7 protein-coding genes are annotated in these 13371 nt (G+C 42.8%); all 7 read right to left on the bottom strand.

Translation table 11 applies throughout. The features are described 5' to 3' along the window. Positions 1–2: 2 nt before the first annotated feature. Positions 3–2126 carry a bifunctional 23S rRNA (guanine(2069)-N(7))-methyltransferase RlmK/23S rRNA (guanine(2445)-N(2))-methyltransferase RlmL gene (gene rlmKL, locus AAFX28_RS16425; protein WP_408689232.1) on the bottom strand — a complete coding sequence of 708 codons (2124 nt, stop codon included), beginning with the start codon at positions 2124–2126 and terminating at the stop codon, positions 3–5. A gap of 476 nt (positions 2127–2602) precedes the next feature. Beyond that, entirely contained in the window at positions 2603–3148 is a 546-nt protein-coding gene (locus AAFX28_RS16420; protein ID WP_408689230.1) for a cell division protein ZapC, read from the bottom strand. A 195-nt stretch (positions 3149–3343) separates the two neighbouring features. Continuing rightward, positions 3344–4354 carry a quinone-dependent dihydroorotate dehydrogenase gene (gene pyrD / locus AAFX28_RS16415; RefSeq protein ID WP_408689228.1) on the bottom strand — a complete coding sequence of 337 codons (1011 nt, stop codon included), beginning with the start codon at positions 4352–4354 and terminating at the stop codon, positions 3344–3346. A gap of 87 nt (positions 4355–4441) precedes the next feature. Further along, positions 4442–9283 (bottom strand): NAD-glutamate dehydrogenase, encoded by a 4842-nt coding sequence (locus AAFX28_RS16410; RefSeq protein WP_408689226.1) that lies wholly within the window; start codon positions 9281–9283, stop codon positions 4442–4444. A 188-nt stretch (positions 9284–9471) separates the two neighbouring features. Next, positions 9472–9690: a DUF2835 domain-containing protein gene (locus AAFX28_RS16405; protein WP_408689225.1), complete on the bottom strand. Its 219-nt coding sequence runs from the start codon at positions 9688–9690 to the stop codon at positions 9472–9474. Between the two features lie 95 nt (positions 9691–9785). Then, positions 9786–12392 carry an aminopeptidase N gene (pepN, locus tag AAFX28_RS16400; RefSeq protein WP_408689224.1) on the bottom strand — a complete coding sequence of 869 codons (2607 nt, stop codon included), beginning with the start codon at positions 12390–12392 and terminating at the stop codon, positions 9786–9788. Between the two features lie 244 nt (positions 12393–12636). Beyond that, the gene (locus AAFX28_RS16395; RefSeq protein WP_408689222.1) at positions 12637–13299 is read right to left on the bottom strand and encodes a hypothetical protein; all 663 of its coding nucleotides are present in this window, start codon (positions 13297–13299) and stop codon (positions 12637–12639) included. Positions 13300–13371 lie beyond the last annotated feature (72 nt).

Raw genomic sequence — 13371 nt, 5'->3', positions numbered from 1 at the left:
AACTAGTCCTTGTGTTTTAGTACCCAGCAATTATGAATATGTTTGTTGCGAGAGAAGTCGAGTGGTAGCGTCTGGCCAGAAATGTTCTTAGCCTCAAGCCCTAACTCTTTAAGAGCTTCTAAATCCATTTTGAAGTGGCGTTTATTATTAGAGAATACGATCGTTCCTTCATTACGAAGAAGACGTTTGAGATTCTTCATCAGCTGGATGTGATCACGCTGAACGTCAAAGCTCTGTTCCATACGCTTAGAGTTAGAGAACGTCGGTGGGTCAATAAAGATCAAATCAAACTGTGAGGTTGATTTCTCTAGCCACTGCAAACAATCCGCTTGTTCAAATCGATGTTGACGGCCTACTTGACCATTAAGCTTCATGTTGTCTTTCGCCCACTCTAAGTAAGTGTTCGACATATCGACAGTGGTTGTAGATTTAGCGCCACCACAAGCCGCATGAACAGTCCCAGAGCCTGTATAAGCGAATAGGTTTAAGAAGTCTTTACCTGCAGCCATCTCACCCAACTTACGACGGGTGATTTTATGATCAAGGAACAAGCCTGTATCAAGATAGTCATGTAGATTAACGATAAGCTTCACGCCGTACTCGTTTACCTCTAACTTCTCTGATTCCTGAGACAGCTTCTGATACTGAGAGCGGCCCTTTTGTTTCTCACGTACTTTCAAGACAACTTTATTAGCCTCAGTTCCCGTTACCTGAATCGCAGCGCGAATAATATCAGTTAAACGACGTTTTGCTTTCTCTTCTGGAATATCTTTAGGAGCCGCGTACTCTTGAATCACCAACTGATCCAGGTAAACATCAATAGCAACATTGTACTCTGGTAAATCTGCATCATAGATACGGTAACAATCTAGCTGCTCTTTACGTGCCCATTTACCGATCTTACCAATGTTTTTCTTTAAACGGTTCGAAAAGTCGGGAGCAATAACCTGCCCAGTGACGTTGTCACTCTTACCATCAGTTTGACGAGCACTAATTGAGTAATTCTTCTGCTGACACGGCAGAGCACCGTTATTCAGCTTAAATTGTTTGTCCGCACGCATGCGTAGGCAGCTCAATAGCTCGTCTGAACTAGAGAAAATAGAAGCCTGACAACCACCAAATTGGGCTTTTAGCTGTGCACCGAACGCAGTATATAGAGCAATAAGACCAGGATGAGTGCCAAGACGTTCACCGTATGGAGGGTTTGAAACAATTACCCCCTCTTCAAAGCCTTCAGGACGCATGACTTGTGCAGCATCACCTTCTTTAAACTCAATAAGCGAATCCACACCAGCGCGACGAGCGTTGTCACGAGCAGTTTGGATGACTCTAGGATCGTTATCAAAGCCAAAGAATTTAGTGTCAATTTTATTGACGCCACGTCGAGCCTGAACCGATGCTTCAGATTTGATCTCAGCCCATAGCTCTGGCTCGAAATCTTCTAGAGACTCAAAGCCCCACTTCTCACGTTTTACACCTGGCGCCATATTTGCGGCCATCATTGCAGCTTCTATAAGCAACGTACCAGAACCACACATCGGGTCTAATAGAGGTTTGTCAGCTGTCCATCCACTACGAAGAATAATTGCAGCAGCTAATGTCTCACGAAGTGGCGCTTTACCTGAAGCAGGACGATAGCCACGTTGATGGAGACCGCCACCAACCATATCAACACCTAAAATAGCTTTATCGCGGTGAAGGCGAACGTGGATTCGAAGATCTGAATGATCTTTACTGATCGAAGGTCTTGGTAGATTCTTCTTCTCAAAGCAGTCCACTACTGCATCTTTCACTTTCATCGCACCGTACTGGCTGTTTCTGATTTCACGATTTGTACCATTGAAATCAACAACAAACTTCTTAGAGCTATGGAAATGATTGACCCAATTCACTGAAGAAGTCGCCAGATACAAGTCCATATCGTCGTTACAAGTGAACTCCGACAAAACACGAACAAAACGCGACGCTAGACGGCTCCATAAACAACAACGATATATCTGTTCATTAGAAGCTTTAAAGCGAACGCCCGCTTGAACAGGTTTAGCATTAGTAATGCCAAGCTTTGTGAGCTCCTCAACCAGAAGGTTTTCGAGGCCATTGGAAGTAACCGCAAGATATTGATGCATAGTGATCTTTTAATTCTGTAGAAAATGACCCCCCATTATACCTGACATACACCTTTATCGTTAGCCGATTAAAGACTTTCCGCTCTATTTATTACTAATTGGGCATTCAATAGCCAACTCACTTTTTAGTAACTCGATTACGAACTCTGATATTCCCGAATAATTGGCTCTCGAAAGAACGGTCTCCCAAGACGAAGTGAATGCTTATTCACCTGCATTTTGGTCTATACCAATAGGATTTATTTGTGTAATTAGGTTACAGAAAGACGCTAAATGAGGAATTTATGCGCTCAAAGGCCTAACAGGAAGTAAGGCTCGGGCGTGCTTTTTTAGTACTGACTGGGCAAAAGTTGAACCAAAATCACAATTAATTGGCACTAGTGATGAGTCTAAACTGTTGTATTCGGGGAATTTTGCGCAAAAAAAAGCCAGCTATTAAGCTGGCGGGAAATGAAACAAAGGAACGATAATTGGGTTTAGCCCACCAATCGGATGTGCTGAACAGTAAATAGATGGTTCACAATAGCCATACGGTCATGCATCACTTTGATCGCTTCACCAAACTTTAGGCTTTTTGAACCAGATAGCGTGAACTCTTCGAGGCATACGGAAGCACAAAGGCTCGCATTCTCTCCTACTTCAAGAACGATAAAGTAGCCTTGGTTGTTGCTATTGGATAGACGGATCAAATCACCTTCTTCAGGAGTGGCTGCATCATCTGATACGGAATCAAAGAACCAGCTCTTTGGTTGAACAGGCTTATGAAACCTCTTTGCCGCAACACAATAAAGCGCAAGTTCTGCTTGTCTTGGTTCACTTAGATCAAGATGAGCAATTTGCTCTTTATAACCTTGATACGCGGATGCATCATCGACAGAGAACTCATTCACACCTATTGCGCAATCCACAATCAGTTTACGAGGGAGATTTGTTTTGAATAGCATTTCGTTGCCCAGGTCGAGCATTAAGTGCCCTTCTGAGTCTTCGTAATACCAAGTCCATTTGTCACTAGGTTTAAGCATCGTTCCATCTCTGGTTAGTTTTTACATTAATAGGTAAAACGCTTAATTACCTTCCAAATAATATTGAAATTCTATTAGCTCTTTCGTAAAAAAAAAGAGGAAATGACTATGCATTTCCTCTCGTTTTACGTCAGATTATTTGTCGCTAGGCTGAAGTGACATTGTCACCTAAGACTAATGACAACATAATGTAAACTATAGGTTTTTAACGATATCGCGTACTAGCGCAGGGCCATGATAAATGAAGCCAGAGTAAACTTGGACAAGTTGCGCGCCTGCCATCATCTTCTCTTTAGCGGCAACATAAGAATCAACACCACCTACCCCAATAACTGGAATCTGATCGCTTAACTCTTCATGAAGACGACGAACTACCTCTGTACTGCGAGACTGTACAGGTCGGCCACTTAAACCACCCGCTTCGTTACAATGTTTCATACCTTCAACGATGCTACGGTCAAGCGTAGTGTTTGTTGCGATAACAGCATCGATTTTGTTTTTAAGCAGTGATTCACAGATCTGTTTGATCTCGTCATCACTTAGATCCGGAGCGATCTTCAGTGCAAGCGGAACATACTTGCCAAATTTCTCGGCAAGTTCGGCTTGCTTCGTTTTTAGCTCAGCCAAAAGTTCATCCAATGCTTCACCGTATTGAAGAGAGCGAAGTCCTGGAGTATTTGGCGATGAAATATTTACTGCAATATAGCCTGCATGTTCATAAACTTTTTCCATGCAGATTAAGTAATCTTCAGCACCCTTTTCAATCGGCGTATCTTTGTTCTTACCAATATTGATGCCAAGAACGCAATCAAACTTGGCCTTCTTAACGTTTTCAACTAGGTTATCAACACCTAGGTTGTTGAAACCCATACGGTTGATGATGCCTTCTGCTTCAACCAAACGGAAAAGACGTGGCTTATCATTACCCGCTTGTGGACGCGGTGTCACTGTGCCAACTTCAACAAAACCGAAGCCCATAGCATCGAATGCTTCAATACATTCGCCGTTTTTATCAAGGCCAGCTGCAAGACCGACAGGGTTGCGGAAAGTTAAACCCATACACTCAACTGGACGATGAGGAAGTTGTTGACGGTAAAGAAGATCAACAGGAGTACCAGTAAAACGCTTGAAGTTTTTGATTGCGAGATCATGTGCCTTTTCGGCATCAAGTTGGAAAAAGCCAGTTCTGGCTAGACGGTAAAGCATTGTGCCTCCGAAAGAAAAAAGCCCCGTGTAAACGGGGCGTTATTATTTACTGTTTTACCGAATTATTCAATGAATTATCGCAAACGTTTACTCATTCGCTGAACAATTCAAGTTCAGAAGTACCAACTCTCTCAATGCCACTGAGAATTTCGCAAATTCATGAACCGAACCCACTTTAAATTCATTGAGGATATTTTCCCAACGGTGCAGTGACACTTCGTTAGTTGCGATCCAATCTTCCAGTGCTTGCATTACATCGAGTGACTCAGCGGTACAACCACAACTCAGAACTTGTCCAGTTAACTGACGTTGTTGCCAATCAAGATCTTCACGGAATGCCGCTCTCGCTAGAGCTTGCCAGTTGTTATCTACCGCCTGACCATTGATCTGTTTCAAGAACCAGTGCAGTGATAAACGATCACCCAAGTTGTAGTACAACTTCGCTGTTTGCTCGACTGTTTTACCTTTCTCACGAGCCACTGTGGATATATCCAGTACTGAGTACAGACTAGACAAACGAGCCACATAACTTGCGACATCTGCATTCACACCCTGCTCAATCCAAGCATCTGCCATTTCGTTATGCTCTTCTACTTCAGAAGGAACAAGCATATCGTCAAGGTTAGCTTTGATGGTTTCAACGTCCGCTTGGTAAAGCTCGATAAGAGCATTTACACACTGACGTCCAGTACGATTACGCAGTAACCAACGCGTTAAACGGCGAAGTGTGCGACGAACATAGAAGATCATGTCATATTGCGCGTCCGTTGGTGCTTCATTGTCTAACGAACGGATATCTTCTAATACTTTACCTAGTCCAAAGATTTCTCTTGCCGCTGCGTAAGCATTCGCGATATCAACAACATTTGCGCCCGTCTCTTCTTGAAGACGAGTGACAAAGTTACAGCCCATTTCGTTAACCATTTGGTTAGCCAAAGCTGTCGCAATGATTTCTGCTCGTAGTGGATGATTATCCATTTGATCAGAATAGTTACGGCGTAACTCAGTCGGGAAGTAATTAACCAAAAGCTGAGCATGGAAATCATCTTTAGCGATGTCTTCATGTACAAGCTCTTCTTTCAGAACCATCTTTCCGTAAGCGACAAGAACTGAGAGTTCTGGTCTAGTAAGAGCCATACCCTGCTTTTCACGTTCTAAAAGCGTTTCGTCATCAGGAATGTACTCTAGCGCACGGTCTAAGTGGCCTGCTTTTTCCATTGTGTGAATGAAACGGATTTGCTCTTTTACAAGAGACGTACCTTGACGTTCCGTGACAGAGATAGATTCCGCTTGGCAGTACGCATCGTCTAACACGATTTCACCAACTTCATCTTCCATTGATTCAAGGATCTTATTACGTTGCTTAACAGTGAGATCGCCGTTAGTCACCAGACCATTTAGGAAGATCTTAATGTTTACTTCGTTATCCGAACAGTCAACACCACCCACGTTATCAACGAAGTCGGTGTTTACGCGACCGCCTGTCAGGCCATACTCAATACGACCCAATTGAGTCATACCTAAGTTACCGCCTTCTCCAACAACTTTCGCTTTAAGGTCACGTCCATCAATACGCAGCACATCGTTTGCACGGTCACCCACATCAGTGTGTGTTTCCGTTGATGCCTTAACATAAGTACCAATACCACCATTCCAAAGCAGATCCACTTCCATTGAAAGGATCATTTTAATCAGATCATTTGGTGCCATTGACGCTTTCTTAGTGCCAAGCATCTTTTGAATTTCTGGCGTCAACGAGATTGACTTCGCACGACGCGAGAAAATACCACCGCCTTTAGAAATAAGATCAGCGTTGTAATCTTCCCAGCTTGAACGAGGAAGATTAAATAAGCGATTTCGTTCTTCCCAGCTTGAAGCTGATTCAGGGTTTGGATCGATGAAGATGTGCATATGGTTGAAAGCAGCTTGTAAGCGAGTGTGCTTCGATAGCAGCATACCATTACCAAATACATCACCCGCCATATCACCCACACCAATAGCAGTGAAGTCCGTCGTTTGACAGTTGATACCCATTTCGCGGAAGTGACGTTTCACTGACTCCCAACCACCTTTCGCGGTAATACCCATCGCTTTGTGGTCATAGCCATTTGAGCCACCCGACGCAAAGGCATCACCTAGCCAGAAGTTGTACTCTTCAGACACAGAGTTTGCCAAATCCGAGAATGTCGCGGTCCCTTTATCGGCTGCAACAACCAAGTATGGGTCGTCCTCATCATGACGAACAACATTTACTGGATGCGAAACTTCACCATCAACAATGTTGTCTGAAACATCTAATAGCGCACGAATGAAGCGTTTGTAACAACGTTGACCTTCTGCGAAAATTTCATCACGGCCATTAAGTGTTGGCTGCTTCTTACAAACAAAGCCACCTTTCGCACCAACTGGTACGATAACCGTGTTCTTAACTTGCTGTGCTTTAACAAGACCTAGAATTTCTGTACGGAAGTCTTCTTGACGGTCAGACCAACGTAAACCACCACGAGCAACCTTACCACCACGCAGGTGTACACCCTCGATATCTGGTGCATACACGAAGATTTCGAACGCCGGTACAGGTTGTGGGATCTCTGGAATGTCGCTTGGTTTCATTTTCAAAGACAACCAAGGCTTAGGTTGCTTGTTCGCATCAACTTGATAATAGTTGGTACGAAGTGTCGCAGTGATCATTTCGATATAGCGGCGAATGATACGATCATCATCCAAGCTTTCTACATGATCTAATTGTTCAGTCAATTTAGCGATAAGATCATTTTGACCTTTCTGGCTGCCTTTATGTTTCGGTTCGAAACGTTTCGTAAATAGCTCCACCAGCCCTTTTGCTAAATGTGGGTAGTGACTTAGCGTGTCTTCAATGTATTGTTGACTGAATGGGAAGCCAACTTGACGCATATAACGAGCATACGCACGAAGAATCGAGATTTCACGACCCGTTAAAGAAGCACCAAGCACCAAACGGTTAAAGCCATCACTTTCTAACTCACCCGCCCAAATTGCTGCGAAAGCTTGTTGGAATCGGTCGCGAGCTTCACGAAGATCAACAGTTGTCTCGCTCTTATGAAGCATTGAGAAATCTAAGATCCAATAAACTTGGCCGTTAGCTTTACGAACTTCGTAAGGTGATTCTCCGATAACACGCAAGCCTAAGTTTTCAAGCATAGGCATCACATCAGAAAGATGGATTGGCTCGTCGCGATGATAGAGCTTCAATCTTACTGACTTAGAGTCTGCCCCTAATTCTTGTGGGCGGTAGAAAAGCATACCAAGCTTGTTATCATCACTTAGCTTTTCTAGACGTTCAATATCTGCAACCGCAGAACCAGGGAGAACATCTTCTTTGTATGAGCGAGGGAAAGCACGCAGATAGTCTTTAGCAACAGGTAGGCCTTTGCTTTCACCAAAGTTTGCAACGATCGCTTCTGATAAACGATCATCCCAAGTTGAAGATGCTTCCATTAAGTTTTGCTCAATCGTTTTAACGTCTACGTCCATGTTGTTGTTATCAACACGAACAATGTAATGGGTGCGCGCTAGCGGGCTTTCAGAGAAGTAAGTTGTAAACTCGACTTCTTGCTCACAACCGAAGTACTGTTTAAGAATTCGTTGAGTTTGACGACGTAGCTCAGTGTTGTAACGATCTTTGGTTACATACACCATACAGCTGAAGAAACGACCGAACGGGTCTTTACGTACAAACAGGCGAAGCAAATCGCGATCCTGCATTTGTACAACACCCATACCGACTTCTAATAGCTCTTCTTCTTTCGCTTGAAGTAATTCGTCGCGTGGGTAGTTCTCTAGAATATTGTGGAGTGCTTTAAATGAGTATGAACCTTCGCGGTACCCACTTGCATCAAGTATGCGTTCCACTTTCTCGCGGATTAGTGGAATACCAGCAACGCTTTGGTTGTACACAGCCGATGTATATAGACCAGTGAATCGGTGTTCACCAATAACTTTACCATTCTTATCGAATTTCTTAATTCCGATGTAGTCAGTATACGCTGGACGGTGAATGCGCGAAGCTCGGTTGCCTTTAGTCACGATTAGAAGGAATGGCTTCTTCGCTTCTAAACGAGCAGAGTCTGGGAAGTCAGATAGCTTGACGGTACGAACGCGTTCGCGGTTTGCAAATAGGCCCAATCCTTTATCAGCCGTAGGACGCAATTCTGTGTCGCCATCGACTGATACAAGATCGTACTCTTTATAACCCATGAATGTGAAATTATGATTACCCAACCAACGAAGGAATTGGAGCGACTCATCATAACGATCGCGCTGGATCTCGACCTTTCCTTGTTGTGATTCTACTTGAGCGGTGACCTCTTCAAGTTTTTCAACCATCAATAACCAGTCTTGAACAACTAATCCGGTGTCGTTCAGGATACTTAGGAGCTCTGCCTTCAATGAAGCCATTTCTTCTTTGTCGCTTAGACGGTCTACCTCAATATGGAAAAGAGATTGAAGTACACCTTCGCCTTCATTGAATCCGGTAATTTCACCTTTTTCGGTACGAGCTACCTGTGTAGGTCCATGTAGCATTAAGTGTGATGAAAGATCCAAACGGCTAAGCGCCATCTTGACCGAGTCAACCAAAAACGGGCCATCTGGCACTACGATTTCTACGATCGTATGTGTCGATTGCCATCCTTGACGACTTACGGTTGGATTAAAAACTCGAACAGAAATATCGTCGGCTTTTTTCTCGTTGATATGATGCCAAAGAGAAACAACAGCACCATATAAATCGGATTCATTACGTTCGACGAGATCGTCTTGAGAGATGTTGCTAAACAGATGTTGAGCAAGTTGGGTGACTAAAGGTTGATGAGCAAGCTCGAGTTTGTCTTGAATAAGTTTGTATACTTTTTCAAGCAGAACCGGCATCAATGTTTCACGCGCGGTCATAATCACACTCCACAATTAGAATTGTATGTATTTTTGGGGGTTGTTGTAAGCATAGTGCTTAACACGGGTAATGCCGCTTTATTGTAAAAGCTTTATTGATAAATGGTTAATTGTTTTAGAAGTGGTAGGAGGTGAAATGTTCGAGAATGTGACTAAGGTTCTATTTAAACTTCTATAAAATCAATTACTCACAGAAGTTCTAACTTCATAAATCTATTATTTTGGTCAGTTGTTAATCTAAACCGCCCTTTTAGCCCTATTTGACTAAGAAAAGGTCTGAAACGAGATGCCGGCAATTGCAAGCGTAAGCCTTTGTCAGTAACGACTAAAACATTACTTGCAGCCCCACTATAATGGGCTAAATAAGCTTGATAAGAAATGTTAAGACTAAAGTAATACTGGTTCATAGATCGGTTAAAAAAGTAACGATTATAATGCCACAACAAAAACACTGTATAAATAAACAGTAGCACATGAAAGTGCTACTGTTTTGTTCATTTCATTAAGACTCTAAAGCCTTAGCCACTTTTTCAAAGAGATCTTTGGCCAAGTTATCCATAGATTTTAGAGTTTCAAGCTCTGCTTTAATCAGGGCCTGACGCTCATCATCATACTTACGGAATTTCAACAGAGGATCTATTAAACGAGAGGCAACTTGTGGGTTGCTGCTATTAAGCTCTCTTAAGATCTCACCTGCAAATTTATAACCTTCACCTGTTTTAGCGTGGAATCTAACTGGGTTCATATTTAAGAATGAACCGACTAAGCTACGAGTACGGTTCGGGTTCTTCAGGCTGAATGCTTCATGATCCATAGTCTGCTTAATCACATCCAGCACATTCTCTGCAGGATTAGTGCCTTGTAATGCAAACCACTTGTCCATGACCAAACCATCATGTTTCCACTTATCGCTGTAGTCTTGCATTAACGACTCACGGCATTCTAGCTGTGCGCTGTTAGCCGCACTCATTGCCGCAATCGTATCAGTCATATTATTCGCTTCTGCATACTGAGCTTGTGCAAGTTCATTGCCTTGTTCAGTGTAAGCAAGGAAGCTCAATGCCGTATTACGAAGAGAACGTTGACCAATCGCTGCATGCTCAATTGAGTAATCGGCCTGTTTCAAGCTGTGGTAAAGCGCGCTCAATTCATCATTGAGATCACTAGCTAGCGTAACCTTGATTGCTTTCAGCACTTTTGCAACTGCATCAACATCAACCTGCTTATACCAACCCATCACTTCGTTGTGACTTGGTAACGACATCATCTCAGCAATGAACGCTGGCTCTAAGTCGCTTGAAAGTAAAACACCACGGAAAGCATCTACCACTGCTTCCGACAATTCAACTTCTTCGCCAGCTTGAACTTTCTTAACATTTGCACGAATGTACTTCGCCAATAACATCTGGCCAGCATCCCAACGAGCAAATTCATTGCGGGCATGAACCATAAGGAAAATCAGTTCATCATCGCTGTAGTCGTACTCTAGTTTCACAGGTGCAGAAAACTCACGTAATAAAGATGGCACTGGCTTTTCAGCGACATTTTCAAATACGAAGGTTTGCTTAGCCTGAGTTATGTTAAGCACATTATTGACCACCTCACCGTTACAGCGTAACTCAATCACTTCGCCATGTTGAGTATATAGCTCTACATCAAACGGGATATGCAAAGCTTGTTTCTCTGCTTGATCTTGAGTTGGTTCTGTACACTGCTCGACCGTTAATGAATAAGTCTGTTCAGTAGCATTGTACTCACTGAAAACTTTAACTGTTGGTGTGCCAGACTGGCTATACCATAAACGGAATTGCTTAAGGTCAACGCCCGTTGCATCTTCCATCGCTGCGACAAAATCTTCACACGTTGCAGCAGTGCCATCATGACGTTCAAAGTAAAGTTTCATACCCGCTTGGAATCCACTCTCGCCTAGTAGAGTGTGCATCATGCGAATAACTTCACTGCCTTTCTCATACACTGTTAACGTGTAGAAGTTGTTCATCTCAATAACTTGATCAGGGCGAATTGGATGAGACATAGGGCTCGCATCTTCTGCAAACTGAGGACCACGAATAATACGCACATTGTTAATTCGGTTAACCGCGCGAGAACCTAGGTCTGAAGAGAATTCTTGATCACGGAATACAGTTAAACCTTCTTTGAGGCTTAACTGGAACCAATCGCGACACGTGACTCGGTTACCTGTCCAGTTATGGAAATACTCATGGCCAATAACCGCTTCAATACCTAGGTAGTCGGTATCTGTAGCAGTTTTCTCGTTTGCTAATACAAACTTAGAGTTAAAGATGTTTAGACCTTTGTTTTCCATCGCACCCATGTTGAAGAAATCAACCGCTACAATCATGTAGATATCAAGATCGTACTCTAAACCAAAGCGTTCTTCGTCCCACTTCATTGAGTTAATCAAAGAAGTCATTGCATGTGGAGCGCGATCTAAGTTTCCTTTATCAACAAAGATTTCTAACTCAACATTGCGACCTGATTGAGTAACATACTTATCGCGTAAAACGTCGAAATCACCAGCAACTAATGCAAAAAGGTAAGCCGGTTTTGGATGAGGATCTTGCCATTGAACCCAGTGACGCCCACCTTCTAAATCCCCTTCTGCAACTCGGTTACCGTTACTTAGAAGAAAAGGATACTCTGACTTGTCAGCAATAACTTTTGTCGTGTATTTAGCCAAAACGTCTGGGCGGTCCATGTAGTAAGTGATTCGGCGGAAACCTTCTGCTTCACACTGAGTACAGAATGCGCCACCTGACTTATACAAACCTTCTAACGCTGTGTTCGCTTCTGGGTCAATCAACGTCACGATTGAAAGCTCAAAATCTGCAGGCAACTGCTGGATTTCAAGCGCACCTTCTAGCTCTTGATACGCAGTCCAAGCTTCACCATTAATATGAATGCTTTTTAGTTTTAGATCTTCACCTTCTAAACGTAGTGTCGTGCTCTCTTTTAACTGCTTAACTTTTGAAGTAGCAGTCACGGTCGTGTCGTTGTCATAGAGATCAAACGTAAGATCGATATCTGTAATAGTGTGAGTTGGAGACTGGTAATCTTTGCGATATTTGGCTTGAGGAGTCTGAGCCATGTCTAAATCCTTCTGACTGAATTCATTTGAAGTGCACACCAAGCGATAACTTGATGAGATAGATTTGCTTGCGGTAAAGAGTAGATACTCTCTACGCATAATTCTGCGTGTTAGCTTACAACTCTAGATAGAAAAAAACGAGGCTCTCTATAGAAATACCTCGTTTTTTGTCTATTGTTGACGCAGGACTCAAACTATTTGTCTAAATAGTCATCAAACCTCACATTATTACGCCACATAATGGTTAACGAATTCGGTTCAACACCGCGTACATTGCGCCTTGTTCCATTTCCAAAGTCAGTGTGTCGCTATTTAATGTGTACTTAGTTTCGTGTTCGCCATTTTCATATAGCAGTACTAGGTGCTCACCTTCGGTGTAATACACACCGCGATGAATCGCCTCATCACCATCATCACTACTTACTCTGAACATAAAGACAAAATCCGGTTGAAGAATTAAGTCAAGCTGGTGGACATCACTGACAGATAGGTCGTCTCCTCCAAGGTGGGCACTCGACCACATGCCTGCCAAAGAGTTTGATAATGCTTTAGTAAACACAACACCGTTTAAGTTAAGTAAGTTGTGGTTGGCAGAATATTCATATATCTGAGGCTCAGAGGTATTTAATCCAAGTATTAAGGTATCATCATTAGCGGTATAGAGCCCTTCCCAATGGTCTACAGAATAGTCTCTTTTTTGAATATCGATTTTAAAGCTATAGTTAGAGTCTAAAGTGAGTTTAATCGCCAAAAAGTTTTCATTCGACTCCTCGGGATCAGGATTAACCAGATACCAATCACCAAGTAAAAATGGTTGGTCAAACTGCGTTAAGTCGCTGTTGTCGCGCGTCCCATTTCCGAATACTGAGAAACTTAAAATCAATGATATTAATCCAATCAATCGCATAGCTCGCCCCTCACTCTTTTCTTTAAGCTTAGGCACTGGCTTTCTATTTAGCGAAAAAAATTCGATCTAAAT

Origin of the sequence: Vibrio sp. TBV020 (assembly GCF_046056895.1) — a bacterium.
Classification (GTDB): domain Bacteria; phylum Pseudomonadota; class Gammaproteobacteria; order Enterobacterales; family Vibrionaceae; genus Vibrio.
The sequence above is the reverse complement of the archived record's forward strand: the minus strand, read 5'-3'. Positions and strand labels throughout refer to the sequence as shown.